The 22,423-nt window shown below is 34.9% G+C and carries 23 protein-coding genes and 1 other annotated feature; of the genes, 11 read left to right on the top strand and 12 right to left on the bottom strand.

All coding sequences use genetic code 11. From position 1 onward, the window contains the following. Both MHH69_RS14630 and serA read right to left on the bottom strand, forming a co-directional pair. A complete protein-coding gene (locus MHH69_RS14630) occupies nucleotides 1-1,488 on the bottom strand; it encodes a spore germination protein (RefSeq protein ID WP_341362610.1) in 1,488 nt (495 codons plus the stop codon). Between the two features lie 140 nt (nucleotides 1,489-1,628). Next, nucleotides 1,629-3,248 (bottom strand): phosphoglycerate dehydrogenase, encoded by a 1,620-nt coding sequence (serA, locus tag MHH69_RS14625; protein ID WP_122970875.1) that lies wholly within the window; start codon nucleotides 3,246-3,248, stop codon nucleotides 1,629-1,631. Nucleotides 3,249-3,351: 103 nt separating this feature from the next. Beyond that, nucleotides 3,352-3,588: a binding site (T-box leader), on the bottom strand. A 356-nt stretch (nucleotides 3,589-3,944) separates the two neighbouring features. Here serA and MHH69_RS14620 point away from each other — a divergent pair. Both MHH69_RS14620 and MHH69_RS14615 read left to right on the top strand, forming a co-directional pair. Further along, a complete protein-coding gene (locus MHH69_RS14620) occupies nucleotides 3,945-5,591 on the top strand; it encodes an FAD-binding dehydrogenase (protein WP_341362609.1) in 1,647 nt (548 codons plus the stop codon). Nucleotides 5,592-5,654: 63 nt separating this feature from the next. Further along, on the top strand, nucleotides 5,655-6,437 hold the full coding sequence (locus MHH69_RS14615; RefSeq protein WP_122970874.1) for an enoyl-CoA hydratase: 783 nt from the start codon (nucleotides 5,655-5,657) through the stop codon (nucleotides 6,435-6,437). A gap of 47 nt (nucleotides 6,438-6,484) precedes the next feature. Here the strand turns inward: MHH69_RS14615 and MHH69_RS14610 are convergent, their stop codons facing one another. Beyond that, nucleotides 6,485-6,670: a YhzD family protein gene (locus MHH69_RS14610; RefSeq protein WP_122970873.1), complete on the bottom strand. Its 186-nt coding sequence runs from the start codon at nucleotides 6,668-6,670 to the stop codon at nucleotides 6,485-6,487. A 194-nt stretch (nucleotides 6,671-6,864) separates the two neighbouring features. Between MHH69_RS14610 and yhaM the strand changes: the two genes are divergently transcribed. After that, a complete protein-coding gene (gene yhaM / locus MHH69_RS14605) occupies nucleotides 6,865-7,803 on the top strand; it encodes a 3'-5' exoribonuclease YhaM (RefSeq protein ID WP_122970872.1) in 939 nt (312 codons plus the stop codon). A gap of 141 nt (nucleotides 7,804-7,944) precedes the next feature. Here the strand turns inward: yhaM and MHH69_RS14600 are convergent, their stop codons facing one another. Next, entirely contained in the window at nucleotides 7,945-8,853 is a 909-nt protein-coding gene (locus MHH69_RS14600) for a peptidylprolyl isomerase (RefSeq protein ID WP_341362608.1), read from the bottom strand. A gap of 142 nt (nucleotides 8,854-8,995) precedes the next feature. Here MHH69_RS14600 and MHH69_RS14595 point away from each other — a divergent pair, with 142 nt between their 5' ends. Beyond that, nucleotides 8,996-9,091 carry a YjcZ family sporulation protein gene (locus tag MHH69_RS14595; protein WP_122970870.1) on the top strand — a complete coding sequence of 32 codons (96 nt, stop codon included), beginning with the start codon at nucleotides 8,996-8,998 and terminating at the stop codon, nucleotides 9,089-9,091. A 135-nt stretch (nucleotides 9,092-9,226) separates the two neighbouring features. Here MHH69_RS14595 and MHH69_RS14590 read toward each other — a convergent pair whose 3' ends face one another. The 6 genes from MHH69_RS14590 to MHH69_RS14565 form a co-directional block, all read right to left on the bottom strand. After that, nucleotides 9,227-9,412, bottom strand: coding sequence for a hypothetical protein (locus tag MHH69_RS14590; protein ID WP_122970869.1), 186 nt, complete (start codon nucleotides 9,410-9,412; stop codon nucleotides 9,227-9,229). 71 nt (nucleotides 9,413-9,483) lie between these two features. Beyond that, nucleotides 9,484-10,023 carry a DUF3267 domain-containing protein gene (locus MHH69_RS14585; RefSeq protein ID WP_341362607.1) on the bottom strand — a complete coding sequence of 180 codons (540 nt, stop codon included), beginning with the start codon at nucleotides 10,021-10,023 and terminating at the stop codon, nucleotides 9,484-9,486. Nucleotides 10,024-10,202: 179 nt separating this feature from the next. Continuing rightward, nucleotides 10,203-10,757, bottom strand: coding sequence for an HTH-type transcriptional regulator Hpr (locus MHH69_RS14580; RefSeq protein ID WP_122970867.1), 555 nt, complete (start codon nucleotides 10,755-10,757; stop codon nucleotides 10,203-10,205). A gap of 185 nt (nucleotides 10,758-10,942) precedes the next feature. Further along, entirely contained in the window at nucleotides 10,943-11,320 is a 378-nt protein-coding gene (locus MHH69_RS14575; RefSeq protein WP_122970866.1) for a YtxH domain-containing protein, read from the bottom strand. A 172-nt stretch (nucleotides 11,321-11,492) separates the two neighbouring features. Continuing rightward, nucleotides 11,493-12,026 carry a tryptophan transporter gene (locus MHH69_RS14570; RefSeq protein WP_122970865.1) on the bottom strand — a complete coding sequence of 178 codons (534 nt, stop codon included), beginning with the start codon at nucleotides 12,024-12,026 and terminating at the stop codon, nucleotides 11,493-11,495. A gap of 162 nt (nucleotides 12,027-12,188) precedes the next feature. Continuing rightward, nucleotides 12,189-12,614 carry an HIT family protein gene (locus tag MHH69_RS14565; protein WP_122970864.1) on the bottom strand — a complete coding sequence of 142 codons (426 nt, stop codon included), beginning with the start codon at nucleotides 12,612-12,614 and terminating at the stop codon, nucleotides 12,189-12,191. Between the two features lie 186 nt (nucleotides 12,615-12,800). Between MHH69_RS14565 and MHH69_RS14560 the strand changes: the two genes are divergently transcribed. Together MHH69_RS14560 and MHH69_RS14555 are read left to right on the top strand one after the other, a co-directional pair. Beyond that, a complete protein-coding gene (locus MHH69_RS14560; RefSeq protein WP_122970863.1) occupies nucleotides 12,801-13,541 on the top strand; it encodes an ABC transporter ATP-binding protein in 741 nt (246 codons plus the stop codon). After that, the gene (locus tag MHH69_RS14555; RefSeq protein WP_122970862.1) at nucleotides 13,534-14,733 is read left to right on the top strand and encodes an ABC transporter permease; all 1,200 of its coding nucleotides are present in this window, start codon (nucleotides 13,534-13,536) and stop codon (nucleotides 14,731-14,733) included. Before MHH69_RS14560 ends, MHH69_RS14555 begins: the two co-directional genes overlap by 8 nt. Nucleotides 14,734-14,786: 53 nt before the next feature. Here the strand turns inward: MHH69_RS14555 and MHH69_RS14550 are convergent, their stop codons facing one another. Beyond that, complete coding sequence (locus tag MHH69_RS14550) at nucleotides 14,787-15,287, bottom strand: helix-turn-helix domain-containing protein (RefSeq protein ID WP_122970861.1); 501 nt, start codon at nucleotides 15,285-15,287, stop codon at nucleotides 14,787-14,789. 215 nt (nucleotides 15,288-15,502) lie between these two features. On the opposite strand from MHH69_RS14550, the gene MHH69_RS14545 reads away from it, so the two are divergent. Both MHH69_RS14545 and MHH69_RS14540 read left to right on the top strand, forming a co-directional pair. Then, nucleotides 15,503-16,831: an MFS transporter gene (locus MHH69_RS14545; protein WP_122970898.1), complete on the top strand. Its 1,329-nt coding sequence runs from the start codon at nucleotides 15,503-15,505 to the stop codon at nucleotides 16,829-16,831. Between the two features lie 27 nt (nucleotides 16,832-16,858). Then, nucleotides 16,859-17,842 (top strand): ornithine cyclodeaminase family protein, encoded by a 984-nt coding sequence (locus tag MHH69_RS14540; protein WP_341362606.1) that lies wholly within the window; start codon nucleotides 16,859-16,861, stop codon nucleotides 17,840-17,842. 35 nt (nucleotides 17,843-17,877) lie between these two features. Here MHH69_RS14540 and MHH69_RS14535 read toward each other — a convergent pair whose 3' ends face one another. Continuing rightward, on the bottom strand, nucleotides 17,878-18,399 hold the full coding sequence (locus MHH69_RS14535) for an antibiotic biosynthesis monooxygenase family protein (RefSeq protein WP_122970859.1): 522 nt from the start codon (nucleotides 18,397-18,399) through the stop codon (nucleotides 17,878-17,880). Nucleotides 18,400-18,836: 437 nt separating this feature from the next. On the opposite strand from MHH69_RS14535, the gene hemE reads away from it, so the two are divergent. From hemE to hemY, 3 genes are all read left to right on the top strand, one after another. Then, entirely contained in the window at nucleotides 18,837-19,889 is a 1,053-nt protein-coding gene (hemE, locus tag MHH69_RS14530) for a uroporphyrinogen decarboxylase (protein ID WP_341362605.1), read from the top strand. A 75-nt stretch (nucleotides 19,890-19,964) separates the two neighbouring features. Then, entirely contained in the window at nucleotides 19,965-20,897 is a 933-nt protein-coding gene (gene hemH / locus MHH69_RS14525) for a ferrochelatase (RefSeq protein WP_122970857.1), read from the top strand. Between the two features lie 33 nt (nucleotides 20,898-20,930). Next, a complete protein-coding gene (gene hemY / locus MHH69_RS14520) occupies nucleotides 20,931-22,328 on the top strand; it encodes a protoporphyrinogen oxidase (RefSeq protein WP_241559262.1) in 1,398 nt (465 codons plus the stop codon). Nucleotides 22,329-22,423: the final 95 nt, after the last annotated feature.

The following is a 22,423-nucleotide window of genomic DNA, read 5'->3' as shown; positions in this document are numbered from 1 at the left end:
CTATTCTCCTGCTTTTTTATCCATATCTTTCGGTTTTAAATAACCGGGTCTAAATATTTGATTTTGTAATAATTTCCGGAACACAGTATCCTTTGAGGAAACATATTTTGGTGTCATCGGAGATAAATATGGAACCCCAAAAGTCTTGATGGATAGCATATAAAATAAAATGACAGTAAATACTGCTGCCATCCCATAAAATCCGAAAAGTGCCCCTGAGATAATAAATAGAAATCTTAATAATCGAATGGTGAAATTCATATTAATATCACCAATTACAAAGGAGGATAAGCCGCCAAGGGCAACGATAACGACTACAAGTGGACTGACAATATTCGCTTGTACAGCCGCTTGTCCTAATATTAAAGCTCCAACAATGCCAATGGTTGGACCAATCGGGCTTGGCACTCTTAAACCAGCTTCCCTAATAAGTTCGAAGGCGATTTCCATTAACAATATTTCAATGACCGATGGGAATGGTACAATTTCTCTAGTTGCTGAGATTGCTAAAAGTAAATCTGTTGGAATCATTTCCACATGATAATTTGTGATGGAAATATAGGTAGCAGATGCAAATAAAGTGATAAATAAGGCTAAAATCCGTAATGATCTTATAAAGTTTGCAAATAGTATACGTAAATAATTTTCTTCGGAAAGATGAAAAAAAGACCAAAAAGTCGCGGGTAATACTAAAGATGTCGGTGAATTATCCATTAGTAAAATGATAAAACCATCTTCTAAATAGGCAACTGCCCGATCTGGTTTTTCCGTATTTAAAATAGTTGGAAAAATGGATTTTTCCCGGTCTTCAATAAATTGTTCTAATAAAGAGAGGTTTTGTATAGATGCTACATCTAGTGAATTGACTCTTTCTTTCACTGATTGAAGTAATTCGTCATTTACTAAATCCTTCATGTAAAGAATATATAATTCATTATTGGCTCTTACGGAAACTGGGGTTATTTCAACAATGAGACTTTCATTTTTAATCTTCTTCCGAATTAATGAAATGTTCGCCACTGCTTGTTCATTAAATGCTTCCTTTGGTCCTTTAAGGGATACTTCATTTTCTGCTTTTTCTATAGATCTTCCTTGAAATTTGCTTGCATCGATAATATAAGCCATGGAATGTCCATCAACGAGAATTACAACATTTCCTTTATTTATTTCTTTTAATATATCCCCAATTATTTCTACATTTTTAATTGTTTTCGTTGATAGAATATCTTGAACTTCCTTCGAATCATCACTATTTAATAGTAGGTTTTTTATAACTTGATTTTCAATGACTTGGGAATCTGTAATGGTACTTATATAGATGATAGAAGCCTTTTTATTTAATCCGCCAATAAGAAGGTTTCGAACTTTAACATCACTATTGATAGGAATCGAGTAAAAGGAATTGAAAATCTCCATAGTACTTTGTAAATTTCCACTAATTGTTTCTTTCTTTAGAGAAATTGGATCTAATGATAATTGTTCCGACAATGATGGTTGCCCCTTTCTCTTTTTCCAGAAATACAATACTTTTATATTGCTCATAAATAATGGTTTTATGTACTTTATCAAGTATTAAATTAAGAAAAAAGCAGCGCAATTTTTTCTTTGCGCGGCTTTTTATATAAGTATTATAAAGTAATTGCTTTAACTTCATCTATATTTTCAAGTTGAGCTACGTATTGTAAATCGAATTCGGTTACATCGTTATCAATTGTCAACATCATGACAGCAGTGCCGCCAATTTGATCTCGACCAACTTGCATTGTGGCGATGTTAATATTTTTTTCAGCTAATTTTGTGGCAACACGACCAATTGCACCTGGTTTATCTGTATTTTTAATATAAAGTAGGCGACCTTCAGGAATAACATCTACAACATAATTTTCTACTTTTACGATACGAGCCCCAAGGCCGTTTAATAATGTTCCTGCTACTGAGTGTACTTCATGCTCTGTTTTAACTTCTACTGTGATTAGATTCGTAAAACCTTTCGCAGTAGTCGTTTTATGCTCATTAATTTTAATCCCAATTCGTTCAGATAAATAACGGGCATTTACATCGTTTACGTGGTCACCATGATTTTTTATGAGCAATCCTTTTAATCCATTAGATGTTAATGGACGGACATCGTAATTTGCTACTTCACCAGCATAAGAAATATTCACTTCTTTAATGGCTTCAGTCGTCACTTGAGATAAGAAAGAACCCAATTTCTCAGCTAATTCAAAGAACGGTTCTACTTGTGCCAATAACTCTTTTGGAATCGAAGGCATATTCACAGGATTTGTAACCGTACCTGTTTTAAAGAATTTAATAATATCATTTGAAACGTCCACGGCTACTGATTCTTGCGCTTCTATTGTGGAAGCACCTAAGTGAGGAGTAGCAATGACTTGGGGTAAATTCAATAATTTGTGATCTGTCGCTGGCTCTTCAACGAATACGTCAAGGGCTGCACCGGCAACTTTTCCTTCGACGATTGCATCGTATAAATCGTCTTCGTTAATAATTCCACCACGGGCACAGTTAATAATTCGAACGCCGTCTTTCATGATAGCGAATTTTTCTTTATTTAATAAGTTACGAGTCTCCGGTAGAAGCGGTGTATGAACTGAAATAAAGTCAGCAGCTTGAACGACTTCATCTACTGTTCCTTTTGTTACGCCTAGTTCTTTTGCTCGCTCTTCTGTTAAAAATGGGTCATAAGCAATAACGTTCATTCGTTGACCTTTTGCGCGGTAAGCTACCTCTGTACCGATACGCCCGAAACCAAGGACACCTAACGTTTTGTTTTTAAGCTCAACGCCAACGTAAGATTTACGATCCCAAATTCCATTTTTTAAAGAGTTGTAGGCTTGGGGAATATGACGAGCTAGGGAAGTCATCATCGCGATTGTATGTTCAGCTGCAGAATTCGTATTCCCATCTGGTGCATTAACGACGATAATTCCGTGTTCTGTTGCTGCTGCCAAGTCGATATTATCAACACCTACACCAGCACGTCCGATTAATTTTAAGGATTTTGCTGCTTCGATAATTTCCCGTGTGACTTTTGTTTGGCTACGTACTAAAAGAACATGGACGTCAGCTAGTTTAGAAATTAATTGTTGTGGTGTGAGACCTGTATCGACGATTACATTTAAGTTTAATTCGGTTTCCTGGCGAAGGGGGAAAATACCATCTTCACTTAGGGGATCAGCAATAAATACATTAATTTCATCTGTTGTCGTAGCAGTTTTTGTTACCATTTGAATAATACGCTCCTTTAAATATGTTTTTTCTAAAGATTTTGATAATTTAGAAGGGAAAGCTTCTAAAAAATATAAAAAGCCTTTTGCTCCCTACAATTAAGTAAGGGGCGAAAGGCTAAATTAACATTCTTACGCGGTACCACCCTTTTTCGTTGCTGAAATAGACTCAGACAACCTTTAAGCAAATGCGTAACGTGCACGATTACGGATTAGCATACTTGTATTTCCGCTAATCTATTCGGGAGTGGAACTTCAATCATAGAAAACACTGATTTTCACCAACCATCAGCTCTCTTAAGTTTTCGAGGAAAGAGTATGTCTCCGTCCTAATATTTTTCGTTGATTTAATTGTTAACATCATAATCCCTATTGTTCAGTTTTGTCAACATGTTTTCAAAAAAAATTTCGTTATAAGATAATAATACCTATTATATACGAATATTATCTAGTTTATTTTATATAACGTTCGTATTTATATCCATCCTTATACGCTATTAACATTGGGAAAATGGTAGAAGTATCAGAATATTAGGTTGATTTTATTCGATTAAATTAACTAAATTGAGGTTTTTAAGATTTTTCGTCTTTTAAAGAAAATCAGGCAAGTAAGTTAATTTATTCTTCAATGAAAAGAGGAAATAAAAAGAATGTTCAAGAAAGATAACATTATACATTTCAAAAAGGGGTGGAAGTGTGAAATACGACGTCATCATTGTTGGGGCTGGGCTCGCTGGATTAACTGCAGCTTGTGAATTACTTGATGGGAATAAAAAAGTACTAATTGTTGATCAAGAACCGGCAAATTCGATAGGGGGCCAAGCTTTTTGGTCTTTTGGGGGAGTGTTTTTAGTCGATTCTCCAGAACAAAGAAGATTAGGTATTAAAGATAGTAAAGAATTAGCATGGCAAGATTGGCTTGGTACAGCTGGTTTTGACAGACTGGAAGATGAAGATGTATGGAGTTATAAATGGGCACAAGCATATGTAGAGTTTGCAGCTGAAGAAAAGTACGAATGGCTAAAGTTAATCGGCATTAAATTTTTCCCTATCGTAGGCTGGGCAGAGCGGGGAGGGGCGTTAGCTGGCGGACATGGCAATTCAGTGCCTCGATTTCATATCGTTTGGGGTACGGGACCAGGACTTGTAGAGCCCTTTGCAAAAAAAGTACTGCAAGCTGAAAAGGTAGGGAAAATCGATTATAAGCCACGTCATAGAGTTGATGAACTTATAACAAAAAACGGTGAGGTCATAGGGATTAGTGGAAAGGTACTTGAAGAATGTCAAATTGAACGGGGACAGGAAAGTTCGAGAATAGAAGTGGCTGATTTTGAATATTTTGCAGAGTCAGTCATTGTTGCTAGTGGTGGAATCGGAGCGAATATGGAACTCGTTCGACAAAACTGGCCGAAAAGGTTAGGCAACCCACCGAAGCAGATGATTGCAGGAGTGCCCGCCTTTGTTGATGGAAGAATGTTAAAAATCTCAGAAAATGCTGGTGCTCGTATAGTGAACAAGGACCGCATGTGGCATTATACGGAAGGTTTGAAAAACTGGAAACCGATTTGGAACAATCATGGAATTAGAATATTACCGGGCCCTTCTTCCATGTGGTTTGATGCACTAGGGAATCGTTTCAGTGCCCCAAATTTCCCTGGCTTTGATACGTTAAGTACGTTAGAGGCTATACAAAAAACGGGACACGACTATTCGTGGTTCATATTAACAGAAAAAATTATTGAGAAGGAGTTTGCCCTTTCTGGCTCAGAACAAAATCCTGATCTGACGAATAAAAGTTATTTACAGTTATTGAAGCGCGTTTTACCGGGACCTCCGACTCCAATTAAATCTTTTAAAGAATTTGGAGAAGATTTCATTGTAGAAAGAAGTTTAAAAGATTTAGTGGATGGAATGAATCAACTTGTTGGAAATGACTTATTAGATTTTATGAAAATAAAAGAACAAATTTTGGCAAGAGACAGGGAAATAGAGAATAAATTTACGAAAGACATACAGGTAATGGCCATTCAAAGTGCAAGAAATTACGTAGGCGACAAACTAATACGGGTAGCAAAACCCCATAAATTCCTTGATCCACAAAATGGTCCATTAATAGCGGTTAGATTAAATTTGTTAACGCGAAAAACATTAGGTGGCCTACAAACAAATTTAAATGGTCAAGTATTAAATGAAGCAGGAGAAATCTTGAAAGGGTTATATGCAGCAGGTGAAGTGAGCGGCTTCGGTGGCGGAGGTATCCATGGCTACCGATCACTAGAAGGGACTTTTGTTGGCGGCTGTTTGTTTTCCGGGAGACAAGTAGGGAATTATTTAAGTAAATAAAGGATATTTGATGATAGAAATTGAATAGTTAACTATAAATTGTAAAAATTAGGGGATGGTATGATGGCTTATGAAACAATAAAAGTAGAGATGGCAGATCGACGTGCAACGTTAACCTTTAACAGACCGAATGTGGCAAATGCCATGGATTTTCAAATGATGAAAGAACTAGCCGATTGTTTAGAATTTCTGAAAGATAATCCTGAAGTTCAAATTTTAGTAATAAAAGGCGAAGGGAACATCTTTTCAGCTGGCGGGGATATTAAAATGATGATGACGTCCGGTGATCCGAAAGATTTCGGAAACATCATGGAATATATTTCAAGAATGGTTTTAGCTTTGTATCAGTTGCCAATGATTACAATTGCACAAATCCACGGTGCAGCTGCAGGATTAGGGTTTAGTTTAGCGTTAGGTTGTGACATTATTGTTGCCGAAGAGAAAAGTAAACTTGCCATGAACTTTATCGGTATTGGTTTAATTCCTGATGGCGGTGGCCACTTCTTTATGAAAGAACGGGTAGGTACATCAAAGGCAAAACAACTTATATGGGCTGGAAATGTTATGAGTCCAGAAGAAGCCCTTGATTTAGGTTTAATCGATCATAAAGTGGGAGAAGGAGAGTCAGAATCCTTTGTCGATCAATTAGTCGGTAAAATTTTATCTTCTCCGATTTTAGCGATGTTAGAAACGAAGTCGATTTTACATAAACAAAAATTATCTGAACTAACATCGATATTAGAATTAGAATCAGAAGGGCAAGTACGTATGCGTAAAACGGAAGACCATTTAGAAGGCATTAAAGCATTCATTGAAAAAAGAACGCAGCAATTTAAGGGGAAATAATAGATAGGCGTCTCTGCTTTTGGAGACGCCTAATAATTTGTATTAACTTAAATGTGAAATAAAATCAATTTTCCCTTCGAATTAACAAGACGATGGGTTTTATTTTCTACCCCATGCTCTTCAATTTGTTTTTGGCCCTTTTCTTTAGCAACCTCTTCACTTTCGAATGTCCAAATTTCATCAAATAAAATTTCCCCTGTTTTTTCAAATGCTGTAAAACGAAAATTCTCCATTGTACCCCCACCTTTTTACATACTAGAAGATATAATACATTATACATAATCTATCGAATTAATTCATTGAAAATAAAGAAAATTTGATTAATGGAATGTTCTTTTGATTTTAAATCGTATCTATTAGGTTCCCGTGTTACAATAGTAATATAAGAGTTTCATACGGAATGAAGAGAAAAAGGAGTGTTTTCGATATGAAAGGAATAACCCAACTCCAAGCGGGGGAATCAGTGAATCAATTTTTACTAATTAAACAAGCAACAAAAGGAGTTACAACAGTAGGCAAACCTTTCATGACACTCATCTTACAAGATAAGAGTGGGGATATTGAGGCGAAATTATGGGATACGAACGAAGAGCATGAAAATATGTATCGTCCTGAAGTTATCGTACATATTGGTGGGGAGATTCACGATTATCGTGGGAAAAACCAGCTTCGAATTAAACAAATAAGGGTTGCTCGAGCAGATGAAGGTATTCAAATAAATGATTTATTACCGTCTGCATCTACACCGAAAGAAGAGCTTTTTGAAGAACTGACACAATTTTTCTTTGAAATTAAAAATCCAAATATTTCACGAATTACACGATACATTATAAAAAAATATCAATCAGAACTATCCGTTTTTCCAGCCGCTTCGAAAAATCATCATGATTATGCTTCTGGATTAATCGATCATGTTGTGTCAATGCTTCGTCTAGGAAAATCAATTTGTGATCTTTATCCGACGTTAAATCGCGATTTAATTTATGCAGGAATTATATTGCACGATATTGGGAAAGTAAAAGAACTGACGGGTCCGATTGCTACAGCCTATACGGTAGAAGGAAATTTATTAGGCCATATTTCCATTATGGTTGATGAAATTGGTCAGGCTGCTAAGGAATTAGGCATTGATGGGGAAGAAGTTGTCATTTTAAAACATATTGTGTTATCCCATCACGGTAAAGAGGAATGGGGTAGCCCGAAAAAGCCAATGGTTCAAGAAGCTGAAATTCTCCATTACATTGATAATATTGATGCCAAAATGAACATGTTAACAAGGGCATTATCGAAAACAAAACCTGGTGAGTTTACGGAAAGACTTTTCCCACTTGATAATCGTTCTTTCTACAAGCCAACCTTTGAGTAATTAGCAGTTCACAATGAAATAAAAATATTAAAAGCTGTTACCTAATAAGGTAACGGCTTTTTTAGTAGGGAAGGAAACGACAAATATAAAATATGAAAAAGCGTAGTATTTGAAAAATACTACGCTTTTAAATCAATTTGATTATTTATCTGATTTTTCGTCTTCAGTAGCTTTTTCATCTTCAGCAGCTTTATCGTCAGACGCTTTCTCTTCCGTTGCTGTGTAGTGGTCTAAAGCTGTTTTTAAGTCTTTATCTTTAATATCTACTTTAGCTTCTTTTACTAGCTCTACTACTTTTGATTGCCAGTCGCCTTTTTGTGCTAAGGCTTTTCTAATTTCATCTTCTTTTTCTTCCAATGTACCGTAATCTTTTACTTCACGCTTGTCCGTTACTTGGATAATATGGTAACCATATTGTGTTTGAACTGGTTCACTAATTTCATTTACTTCTAAAGCATAAGCAGCATCATTGAATTCATCTACCATTGATCCGACAGTAAACCATCCAAGTTCTCCACCGTTAGAAGCAGAACCGTCTGTTGAATATTCTTTAGCTAATGCAGCAAAATCTTCACCAGCATTTAGTTTTTCTTTCACATTACGAGCTGTTTCTTCGTCAGCTACTAAAATGTGACGTGCATTTAATTCATATTTTCCTTGATTGTAATATTTTTCAATTTGTTCGTCCGTTACATCTTCTGCAAGAGCTTTTTCTTGTAAAAGAGAGAAACGAACGTTATCTTTGAATGCTTCCTCAGTTAGGCCGTTTGATGATAATACAGATTCAAAAGAATCACCATATTGTTCTTTAACAGCTTTGAATTGCTCATCTACTTCCTCATCCGTCACTTTGTATTTACTTTCTAAAATTTGTTCAATGACAACTTGCTCTAATAGGGCATTACCTGCAAGTTTTTTAATATCATCGTAAAATTCATCTTTCGAAATATCTCCATATGAAGTTGAAACAACTACCTCATCACCAGAGTTACATGCTGATAGAGCGAAAACGGAAGTAGCTAGTGTTAGTGCTAAAAACGGTTTTTTCATAAGTAATAAACTCTCCTAACTTCGATTGAAATCAATAGTAACTATAACATAAACGGATTAAAAACAAAAATGGTTGCATGTTTATTTGCCTATATGCCACGAACATGCATGCATACTATAGTTTTTGAAAGGGGGTGTCGTGATGGGAAGCTATAATGGCGGATATGGTAGTGGTTTCGCGTTATTAGTTGTGTTGTTCATTTTATTAATCATTGTAGGTGCTGCGTTCATTTACTAATAAAACAACATACGTAACGAAACAGGCAGGGAGCTAATGTTTAGCATTAGCTCTCTTATCTTTTTATCCATACCAACTTCTTTAAACCCCTATATTGCAACCATTGTAAGTCAAAATTAATTTTTCAAGTTTCTTTTACATTGCAACGTAAACTTCAACGTAAAAGGAAACTAATAAAATGGTAACCAGTACATTTATGGTACGGAATATTTTTTCATGCTTTTCTTCTGGAATTTCTTTTAACATGACAAGTGCATATGTCATGCGGTTTATTTGAAACAAATAAAACACTGAGAATAGCACTACAACGAAAAGTAGCAAGTCTATTCCTCCCCTCTTTCACTTCCTTTAAGGATACAAAAAATGTCAATGTAATACAAGTAATTATACCACTAAAGGGTTCTTACTAAAATTTCACAACCCTTGGGTGTTTCTTCAATGACAGCATCTTTAGGAGCAACAATTAAATTTTTTACATATAAAAGATCCACAAAACAAATACTGCAATGATACCCCAATAAAATACAACTGAAGTGGGTGTACTGGGGAATAGAAATAGCAAATATGATGAGTATTGTATTTATTATGATAAACGGTGCTAATAACGTAAAAATATATCGTTTTTTTGAAATAATAGTTTTAATACGCATGCGAATGATTGGAATAAACTTGTAATCGATACGCATTCGAAATTTAACAAAGACTCGATAATCGAAAAGCGAGTAGTAATGGATAAGCTTATGTAATGGATAGAGTAATAGTAACACAACGACAAATAGCCAAAAATTATCATCCCGATATAAAGTTGGGTGTAAGCGATTAAATACTAAATAAGAAAAGGAAAAAACTAGTATAAATAAGGAAGTTACCATGATCGCTATCCAAGTTGATCCATATTCTTTTTTTATGTTTATTGTTTTCCAACAATGCAAGATAAATGACCCCATTTAAAATTTATAGTGAAAATATTGTAATGGAAAAAAGGTCTTAATGCTACACCAATTTTTTGAAAATCTTTTTAAGAAAAAGAAAAGAGTGTATCGCTACACTCATAATCATCCTTGACATTCTAAAACATATTCATACTTTATAAAGGGTTTTGATTTGTCATTTATCTTTTCACAATCAATTTGTCTTCATCTTCAACGATAGAAGAACGGAAGTTTTTAAATGAACGCTCAAAAATTTCAATAAAATCTTCCCCATAAATGTTACGTATAACGGCCATAACATCAAGAAATTCTGGAAATCTACCATACAATTCTTTTAATGCTAGAGATCCTTCAAGGATTGAATGATGTGTATCGTAATAATGATCGTACATAAGTAGAATTAGATCCTCGCCTTTTTGAGTCAGCTCGACATAAGTATTACGTTTGTCATCATCCCGCTTAGAGAACTTTAATAGGCCCCTTTCTTCTAGTTTTTTTGAGAAGTTAAAAGCAGTTGAAACATGCATTACTCCGAATCTTGCAACATCGGAAATGGATGCTCCTTTTAGATGGAAGGCAATCCATAAAATATGATGTTCATTGATGTTTAAATCATAGGGCTTAATCCATTGTTGCCAGTCTTTCTCTACAGCTTTCCATAATGCTTTTGACAATTGAGCAATTCTTTGGCTATAAAGCATTGCTTCTTTCATTGTGTATGAATCATCAGACAAAGCGAACACCTACTTTCTTCTTTCCTTAACATTATGAAAATATTATAGCAATAAAAGAAAAAAGTTTAAAGTTAGAAAAATTAAATAATTGAATTTTGCCTGAAAAATATTAAAATTTACGATGAAATAATTAAAAATTACCCATTTAATAACCATAAATTAGGTATAAATGAGTAATTGTTTTTTTATTCTTTTTTCTTGTTATTATTGATTTCTGATAAATTATTCTCGATTTCGGCGATAGATCTCTGTAATCCTTCTATTTCTTCTTTTAACTTCTCTGTATCCGATCCAATTTCTTGTCTAAAATTGGAAATGGAACCTTTTAAGTCATTCATTATATTTGGGATATTATTTTTCGCTTCGTTTTTTAAAGTTATAATCGACTCTTTCACTGAACTGGAATGGTGTTGAATTTCAGATAATCTTGTTTTAGCAATTTTTAAATTTCGTGCAACATTTGAACGAAGCTCATTTCCCGATTGGGGAGTAGAAAAAATAATAGCAGTTAATCCTCCGATAATTCCTGTTGATAATCCGATTAAAAATGGTTTCGCACGCATATTTATCACTCCTATATTGTAATCGATAGTTTATTATTTTCTTCTATATATATAAAAGTTTCCCTCTCTTCCCCATATTAAACCATGAATGAACATTTAAAAAAAGTAAGAGCAGAAAGGATTTGTCTAGAAAAAAAGTAGACAAAGTGAATGTACTTTGTCTACTTTTCATTTAAGCTTGGGATATTGACGTGTTGAATTTTGCACGTTTTAATAGGTTTGTAATAATTGGGTAGATAATGATAAACGCAATCGCATTTAATAATACAGCTGGTAAAACAACAAGGACAAATAATGCCCCAAATGCTTGCCCTCCAGGTAATCCTACTAACATTAACGCCATTGACAGGAAAGTAGTTCCAGAAAGTAATGTACCTAAACAAACTAATACTGTTCCAACCGCTATTTTTTGAGCTACTTTACGTAATGCTACCACAATAACAAAGAAGACAATACCTGTCACAACTTTATCAATTATATTCGGAACGAATCCACCGGGGAATGTGGAAAATAGACCAGATAAAATACCCGTTGCAATAGCTAACAAAAATGTCTCCTTAAAGGTAGGGAATAATAAAATCCCAATAAACATCATCGTTAACATAAAATCTGGTTTCATCCCTTCACCGTAACCAGGGATTATAAGATAAAGTGCTGCACCTATACCAACTAAAAGCGCCATTAAAACTAAATTTTTTGTATTCATTTACAAAACTCTCCTCTACTTTTCTATGCTCTCATTTCCTAACGTGCACTCGTTGCCGTTAGCGAAACTTACATTGATTTTAATCGCTTAATAAATATTTTGCAACCTCATATAATAGAATACAATTCAACGAATTTCATATAATTGTAAAAGGATACAATCTTAGTCGTTTAAGTTTTCTTTTATTTGAGATGCGATCGTTTGTAAAACATCAGAAGTAAACTCGTTTTGTTTTGTTTCCCATTTAACTTTTAAACCATCTGTTTCATCATAACGAGGGATAAAGTGTAAATGGTAATGGAACACAGATTGTCCTGCAAAGGCACCGTTGTTATTAATTGTGTTCATTCCTTGTGGATGAAAGGCATCTTTAATTGCATTAGCAATTTTAGGTGCAACGGAATAAAGTTTGGATGCAACTTCTTCTGGCATTTCAAATAAATCTTGGACATGTTGTTTCGGAATTAATAAAGTATGTCCCTTTGTTAAAGGTGAAACATCCATAAATGCATAGACGTTTTCATCTTCGTAAACTTTTGTACTTGGAATGGTACCGTCAATGATTTTACAAAAAATACAATCGTTCAAAATAAACACCCTTTCAAGTAAAGTAGTGAGACATGCCGCCTAATTGGCGATATGCTTAGTTTTTCAAAGACATCGTATACCGCTTGATTAGCAATATTCGTGTTTTTCTTATATTTTAACATATGACAACTGATTCCATTCGCATTTTTTGTTAAACTGTAGAAAGAATAGGAGTGACGTAAAAAAATGACATTGTTACAACTAACAGATGTAACCGGTGGATATACAAGAAAGCCAGTAATAAAAGATTTAACTTTTTCAATTGGTCAAGGTGAGCTTGTTGGTTTAATTGGTTTAAATGGAGCGGGGAAGAGTACGACGATAAAACATATTATCGGTACACTTTTACCACAAAGTGGGGAAATTCGTTTAAATGGTGTCACGTTGAATGAGGATATAAAAAAATATCGATCTTCCTTTTCCTATATACCAGAAACACCTGTGTTATATGATGAATTAACTTTAAAAGAACATTTAGAATTAACAGCAATGGCTTATGACATTGATCAATATACATTGAAATCACGTTCAGAAGATTTATTAAAGGAATTTCGAATGGAAAAACGTTTAAATTGGTTTCCATCCCATTTTTCAAAGGGGATGCGCCAAAAAGTAATGATTATGTGTGCATTTCTAGTAAATCCACAGTTATATATTATTGATGAACCGTTCGTTGGATTGGATCCATTAGGAATTCAATCTTTACTAGACCAGATGGATGAAAAGAAAAAAGATGGTGCTTCTATTTTAATGTCTACCCACATATTATCAACGGCCGAAAAGCATTGTGATCGAATTATTTTATTACATGAAGGTCGAGTTCGAGCACAAGGGACGATGAATGATTTACGAAGAGCCTTTAATATGCCAGATGCTACATTAGATGATCTATATATCGCAATGACAAAGGAGCAAGACCATGAATAATTTGAACGAGGTCTGGTCTAAGCGATTTACCCACTATATGAATGAAGTGCAAAAATATATGCGTTTCGTTTTCACCGGGCATTTGGCGCTTGTTCTAGTTTTTGTCATTGGTGCCGTTGGATATCAATATAGTGAATGGTTAAAAGTTGTCAAACCGTCTTTCCCAGCGGAATGGATTGTAGCGCTTATTATAGGTATCATTTTAGCACTCAGTCGACCTGTTACATTGTTGCGTGAGCCGGATCAAGTTTATTTGTTACCGTTAGAATCTAAAATGTCTTTATATTTTAAAAAGGCACTGACATGGACTTTTTGGTCTCAAATTGGACTAGTATCCGTTGTTTACATTGTGGCGATTCCTTTGTTAAATACAGTGACAGAATTATCATCTGCCCAAATTTGGACTGTATTGATAATCATTATTCTTTTAAAATATTTGAATGTGCAAATTGAGTTTCATTATCGATATGCGAATAGAGGATATAACGTTGGAGTAGACAAAGTAACTCGTGCCGTTCTTTCAATTTTAACGGTGCAATCTATTTTAACTGCACGCTTTTCCTTTGTTATTCTTTTTATCGTTTTACTTTTAATATACGATTGGGCATTAGTAAGACGGGTGAAGGAACAACCAATCCCTTATGAGCATTTTGTAAAACTAGAACAAAACCGCATGATGGGCTTTTATCGATTTGCCAACTATTTTACAGATGTCCCTCATTTGCGTGGTTCGATTCGCCGAAGAAGTTGGTTAAATTTTGTTTATTCTATTGTTCCTTACAGTCAAAAAAGTACCCAAAATTATTTAGTATATCGAACGTTTATCCGAACTGATGATCATTTTTATTTATGGGTACGTTTAACAGCCATTTCTGGCATTGTCGTATTGTTAGTGAACATTCCAATTGTTACGTGGATTGTTGCAGCGGCCCTTTCGTTTGCAACAACGATTCAACTAAAATATGCCCTTCTATCTTCAGGAGATTTTAGAATGGATCGGCTTTATCCAGTTGTAAAGACGCAACGAAAACAGGCAGTTCAAAAAGTGTTACGTCTTTTTATGGTTATTCAAGCCATTATTGTAACGATTTGCGCCTTAGGACAACCTTTGTTTTTTGTATTACCGGTTATTGTTATAGCGATAAGTGAAGTAACCTTTATGATGACAAAGGATCCTTCTGAAGAATATTAAACAAAAGAAAAGGAGTACTTAAGTTGTGAGATGCTTAAGTACTCCTTTTACTATTAATTTGTAGAAACTAATAGAAACTGAACATCTTGTTCACTATTATTCCACCAATTGTGGTTTCTTGTGGATTCTAACATGATGGAGTCGTTTTCTTTCAGTTCAATCATATTGCCTTCAAGGGATAATGTTAATGTTCCAGATAAAACGTATATAAATTCATGTCCATAATGGGTAAGTTCTTTAATTTCCTTTTCCCTCGGTTTTAGTGTAACAAGTATCGGGTGAAAGGATGGGTTTTTAATATTATTTGAAAGATCCTCATAATAAAAGGGGAAGCTTTTCACTTCTGGGCTATCATGATTTGTATCGGAAAAAAATATACTTGGATTAACGTAAAGAGCATCACTAATTTTCCTCAATGATTCTAATGTAACATTACATTTGTTTCGTTCTACTTGAGATAAGAAACTAATGGAAACCCCTGTAAGTTCTGAAAGAGTTTTTAATGTCATTTTCTTCTTTTTTCTTATTTTTCGGAGTCGTTCACCTATCGTCATGTCTAACACCTCCTAATATTTCCATAAAAAATTATACGCTAGTATTCTACTTAACTCAAACCTATAAAAAACTATTGACTGAAAATTCTAAAATGTGTAATATTTGATTTGAAATAATTTAAGTGTCACTTAAATTTTTGTACATACTTTTTTTCTTTCTTCGATTTTTAGTGACATAAAAAAATTAAGGAGGAAATGTAGTGAGTAAAAATCAAATGGTGAAAGTATGGATTGCAAGTTTAGTAGGTAGTTCAATTGAATGGTTTGATTATTTCTTATACGGTACAGTTGCCGCATTAGTATTTAATCAAGTGTTTTTTGTCGCCGATGATCCAACCGTCGGCCTATTGTTATCATATGCTTCATTAGCTTTAGCCTTCTTTATACGCCCATTAGGTGGTGTTATTTTTAGTCATATCGGAGACCGGATAGGACGCAAAAAAACCCTAGTTGTGACTCTTACAATTATGGGTGTTGCAACTGTATTGATGGGGTTATTACCAACTTATCAAGCCATAGGCGTTGCGGCTCCTATTCTATTAATTACCCTTCGTTTAGTTCAAGGAATTGGGATTGGCGGTGAATGGGGAGGTTCATTGCTTCTAGCAGTAGAATATGCTCCAAAGGACAAACGAGGATTATTTGGTGCCTTCCCACAAATGGGCGTTACGATTGGGATGTTTTTAGGTTCAGGTGCTTTAACGTTCATCACTTCGGTTGTTTCTCAAGATGCCTTTATTTCTTGGGGATGGCGTATTCCATTTATAGCAAGTGCAGTTTTAGTTATTTTCGGTCTATGGATTCGTAAAGGGCTTGATGAGACACCTTCCTTTAAAAAGGTACAAGAATCAGGAGAGATTCCAAAATTACCGATTGTTGATATTTTTAAATACCATTGGAAAGAAGTATTAATCGCCATTGGTGGAAAAGTTGTTGAAACAGCTCCATTTTATATTTTTGCAACGTTTATCGTGTCCTATGGAACGAGTAATTTAGGTTTTACCAATACACAAGTTTTAGTAGCGGTTATGATTGCCACAATTATTACTACGCTGTTAATGCCAGTTATGGGGAGTTTATCTGACAAGATTGGACGGAAAAAAGTTTATATTTGGGGTACGATTGGGATGATTTTATACGCATTCCCATACTTCTTACTACTTGAACAACGTACTTTTGCAACGTTATTAATTGCAACGATTATCGGACTAGGTATTATTTGGGCTCCAATTACTGCTGTATTAGGAACGATGTTCTCTGAAATTTTCGACGCAAAAGTACGTTATACAGGAGTTTCATTAGGGTACCAAATTGGTGCTGCAGTTGCCGGTGGAACAGCTCCATTAGTAGCTACTGCTTTATTAGTTCAATTTAACAATTCCTATGTTCCAGTTGCTATTTACATTATATTAACAGCCGTTATTTCTTTAATTGCTGTATTTTCTGTAAGAGAAAAGAGTAATAAAGAATTAGATGAATTCGAAACTGTAAGTAAAGAGGTTAAAACAGAGGGAAAAGAACGGGAAAAGACTGCTGTACATTAGTAAATAAAAATAACGGAGATGTTATGATTGATACTATTAAATGAACAAGAGATTAAAAGTTTTTATACAATTGAAGATGCTATTTCCGATGTTCGAGAAACGTTGATTGCAAAAGGTCAAAATAAAGTTCAATCCCCCCATCGAACGATTTTAGAGTTTCCAGAAAGGAATGCTTCCTCTCTTTATATGCCAAGCGCGGATTTGGAAAATAAAGTGGCTGCGGTGAAAGTTGTCACGATTTTTCCAAATAATTATGAAAAGGGATTACCAACAACTCAAGGAGTCATCGTTCTAACGAGTACGGAGACGGGGGAGCATTTATCTTTCCTTAATGCTTCTTATTTAACGAGATTGCGGACTGGCGCGATGACTGCTTTAGCAACAGATTATCTTGCTAAGGAAAGTTCTGAAGTGTTAACGGTTATTGGAACAGGTGGAATGGCATTTGAACAAGTACTTGGTGTATTAGCGGTCCGGAATATTCGAGAAATACTTTTAGTCAATCGAACGAAGGAACGAGCTCTAGTATTTTTACAAAAGTTAAAGGATTTTGGCGTATCAGCGATTATTACCGTTGAAGAGGAAGTGAATGTAGCCGTCAGTAAAGCCGATATTATTTGTTGTGCTACGAAATCGACAACACCTGTCTTTAACGGGGATTATTTAAAACCGGGTACCCATGTGAACGGCGTCGGTTCTTATTTACCCCATATGCATGAAATCGATGAAACAACGATTGAATCCGCTTCTAAAATTGTGGTAGATGATGTACATGGTGCAAAGGATGAAGCTGGGGAACTTATTAATGCTAATCACAAAGGTGTTTGGTCCTTTGAACAACTATATGGGGAATTGGAATCTTTAGTAAGCGGCCATTTAATAGGAAGAGAAAATGAAAAGGAAATAACATTTTTTAAATCTGTTGGCGCAGCTTATTATGATTTGGCTGTTGCAAAGGGTGTCTATTATAAAGCATTAGAGGATAAACGAGGAATAACGATTGAAGTATAGTGAAGTAGGGGTGTCCATTGACACCCCTATATTTTTTATTGTTCACTTTCCATTAATTTACCTGAATAAGTCGTAAGGTAACTGGCTGCGTTAAAAATATTTTGTTTTTTTACACCCGGTGTTGTACCACTAGGTTTACTATGGGCTTCTTTAAAGGATTGGGAGTTTTTCCATGTTTCAAAGGAGTTTGGACCAGTCCACTGGGTAAGGACGATATACGTATCAGAAGCTAACGGACGTAACAAACGGAAAGCGATGAATCCCGGTTCGTTTTCAATCGTTTTCGAACGTTCTAAAAAACGTTTTTCAAAAATAGGTCTACCTTCATCCGATACAGGGATATGATTAAAAACGAAATACCCCCGTTGCTCAATTTCATTCACACTATCTAATACTTCATATTTTCGTGGAGTAGCAAATAGAGTTTTTCCTTCAGTTTCATGGAGTAAAACGGAAGTTCCAGAACCATGTAAAACAATCATATGTTCCTTTGAACGATATTTTTTCATTAACTTCTCCATATATTCCGCAGTTCCAGATGTTAAATAAATAAACAAACGTAACCAAACCCCTTTCATAAATTTCTATTGATTTCATCAAAGCAAAAGAAGTAACGTTTGTCAAAAATAATTCATGATAAAAACCTTTCGTTAAAGAACAATTTTATGACATTTCGTCGATAAAACTATACAATATGATGGTAAAAGTATATATTTGAAAACGGATATCAATGAACTAATATATTTCTTTGTTCATTTTTTGCTTTTCTTAAGGTGAGTGTAAAAAATGAACAAAGATCACCCAATTGTCTTTATTACGAACTCGTAACGAATGTTTAGAACGGTACGTTTGCATCAACGAGTGAAATGAAATAAAGGTAGTTTTTATTTTTTTGCTTTATTCTTTATAGGGATACCTATACTGAATATAAATATGCTTTGCTCGAAAGAAAAGTAGGAAACAGGGCTTATTAAATTGAGGGGAAGGTACTAAAATGAAAGCGATTAATGATACATTATTGCGGGCTGCAAGAGGAGAGCGTACAGAGTACACACCTGTTTGGTATATGCGTCAAGCTGGCCGTTCACAACCAGAATACCGAAAAATAAAAGAAAAATATTCATTAGAAGAAATTACCCATCAACCGGAATTATGTGCTTATGTCACAAGATTACCTGTAGAAAACTACAATGTTGATGCAGCAATTCTTTATAAAGACATTGTAACACCGCTTCCAGGTATTGGTGTTGATGTGAAAATTAAAGCAGGCGTTGGACCAGTTATCTCTAATCCAATACGCACAGTAGCTGATGTGGAGAAATTAGGAGAATTCAATGCAAAAGAACATACACCATTCGTTTTGGAAACAATTAAATTGTTAACGGAAGAACAATTAAATGTACCATTAATTGGCTTCGCTGGTGCACCTTTCACTTTAGCAAGTTATATGATTGAAGGTGGTCCTTCACGTAACTACAATAAAACAAAATCATTTATGGTATCAGAGCCAAAAGCATGGTTTGCTTTAATGGACAAGCTAGGTGATATGATTATTAATGACGTTACAGCTCAAATTGAAGCTGGCGCTAAAGCGATTCAAGTATTTGATTCTTGGGTTGGCGCTTTAAACGTAGAAGACTACCGCGTTTTCATTAAACCAGTGATGACACGTATTTTTGCTGAATTGCGAAAAGAAAATGTCCCATTAATCCAATTTGGAGTAGGTGCAAGCCATTTAGTTAATGAATGGAATGATCTACCTATTGATGTTGTTGGCTTAGATTGGCGCATGCCAATTCGAAAAGCTCGTGAATTAGGCGTACAGAAAGCTGTGCAAGGTAACCTTGATCCTTCATTGTTGTTAGCAGATTGGTCTGTAATTGAACAAAGTACAAAAGATATTATCGATCAAGGACTAGAAGTACCTGGTCACATCTTCAATCTAGGTCATGGCGTGTTCCCTGAAGTCAATCCAGATGTACTAAAACGCCTTACAACTTTCATTCATGAATACAGTCGTGAAAGAGTAAGTCAGTTAGGTCAATAAGGTAGTGAATTCGCTAAGGAAATGTTTTAGCAAAATAATATATAACAATAAGTAAAATTTTATGAGGTGAAAAAATTGAAACCAGTACGTGGATTATTAGTAATGGCATATGGAACACCATATAAAGAAGAAGATATTGAACGATATTACACACATATTCGTCATGGACGTAAACCTTCTGAAGAACATTTAGAAGATTTAAAAAGTCGTTATAAAGCAATCGGTGGGATTTCACCCCTTGCAGAAATGACGAAAAAACAAGCTCAAGCCCTTGAAGCTCGTTTAAATGAAGTGCAAGATGAAGTAGAATATAAATTTTATATCGGTTTAAAACATATCGAACCATTTATTGAAGATGCAGTAGAAGCAATGGTAAAAGACGGTATTGAAGAAGCCGTTTCTATCGTTTTAGCACCACACTTCTCAACGTTTTCAATTAAATCCTACAATGGTAGAGCAAAAGAAGCGATTGAAAAATTAGGCAGCTCTATGAAATTAACGTCTGTAGAAGCTTGGTATAACGAACCGAAGTTCATCGAATATTGGAAAGAAGCTGTGAATCATGCATTTGCTGAAATGGACGAAGAAGAACGTGAAAAAGCTTGTCTAATCGTTTCCAATCACTCATTACCAGAAAAAATTAAAGAAGCTGGCGATCCATATGAAGACCAATTAATTGAAACTGCTCGTTTAATTCAACAAGCTACAGGTGTGAAAAATGTGGAGGTTGGCTGGCAATCTGCTGGTCAAACACCAGAGCCTTGGCTTGGACCAGATGTTCAAGATTTAACACGTGAACTTTATGAAGAAAAAGGATTCCGTTCATTCGTGTACATTCCTGTAGGATTTGTGACAGAACATTTAGAAGTTCTTTATGATAACGATTATGAATGTAAAGTTGTTTGTGATGAGCTTGGTGCGAACTATCGTCGTCCACCAATGCCAAACACGCATCCGTTATTTATAGATGCGATGGTGGATGCTATTTATAATAAATTGGCTAATTAATTTTAGAGAGTGATGATGAGGGTGACTTTAAGGATGCGAAAAGTTGCTGTTATAGGCGGAGGTATTACCGGTTTAACGGCAGCGTTCTATTTACAAAGAAAAGCACAATTGAACAATTTGCCGATTGAGGTCGTGTTAATCGAATCATCTTTACGTTTAGGGGGTAAAATCCAAACTTTAAGGAAGGATGGATTTATTATCGAACGGGGTCCTGAATCTTTTTTAGACTATAACAATAGTGTTCGTGATCTAGCTAAAGATTTAGGTATCGAACAAAAGATGATGAAGAATAACAATGGACTTACGTATGTAGCAGTCGGTAGCAATCTGTATCCAATTCCAAACAATTTTATGTTTGGATCGCTTGAAGTCTCTTCATTCATTACGTCTGGTTTATTTTCTTTAACTGGCAAAATTCGTGCTGCAGGGGATTTATTGTTACCTAAAACAAGGGATTTGGAGGATGAACCGATTGGGGATTTCTTTAGACGCCGTTTTGGTAAAGAAGTTGTTGAAAATTTAGTAGAACCTTTACTTGCAGGAACTTTTGCGGGGGACATCGACCATTTAAGTATCAAGTCGATGTTTCCCCAATTTTATCAGCTTGAAAAGAAACATCGAAGTTTAATTCTTGGTTTGAAAAAATCGGGAGAAGCATTAAGAAAAGAGCATATTGAGTCCTACCAAACTTTTGAAAATGGTTTAGAAACCCTTGTTGAAACTTTGGAATCCCAACTATCGCCCAATTCCATTTTAAAGGGAGTAAAAGTGGAATCTATTGATAAATTAAATGACGGTACGATTCAATTATTCTCTAATAATATGGCACCGATTAAATGTGATGCTGTTATTATGACGACGCCATTTAATGTGACAAAAGATATTTTTACAAGTTATGGCTTGTTGGAACATACACCAATAATGCAATATGCCACAATAGCAACGGTAACTATGGCCTTTAAACAAGGAGAAGTTGAAAAATATCAAGATGCAATGAATTTTTTTGTATCTAGAAATAGTGACTTTGCCATTACGACATGTACTTGGTGCAATCATAAATGGGAAAATGTTGCCCCAGAAGGCTATGATTTGTTGCGAGTATATATTGGGCGTGTTGGTGATGAAGCCATTGTGGAACTATCAGATAGTGATATTGAAAAAACGGTTCTAAATGATTTAGAGAGAGCCATTGGTTTAACGGAAGCACCAATATTTACAGTTGTTTCCCGTTGGAAGCAATCGATGCCCCAATATACAGTAGGGCATGAAAAACGTATGGAATCCATGAAAGAACAATTGGAGGAAGAGTTCCCTAATGTTAAATTAGTAGGAAGTTCTTATGAAGGTATTAGTGTTCCAGATTGTGTTTCCCAAGGAAAAAGCGTTGCAGATGAAATGTTAAATAAAATGTTTGAAATGCAGCTTATTTAAATTAAATCTTGAACATAGCTGTCGAATCTTAAATGGATAGACAGCTTTTATTTTTTAGAAAAGAATAAGCTCTTATTTCGAATGAAAATGAAAGT

This window comes from Ureibacillus sp. FSL E2-3493 (genome assembly GCF_038077515.1).
In the GTDB taxonomy this organism is placed as follows: domain Bacteria; phylum Bacillota; class Bacilli; order Bacillales_A; family Planococcaceae; genus Ureibacillus; species Ureibacillus halotolerans.
This window is presented reverse-complemented; position numbering and strand designations above follow the sequence as displayed.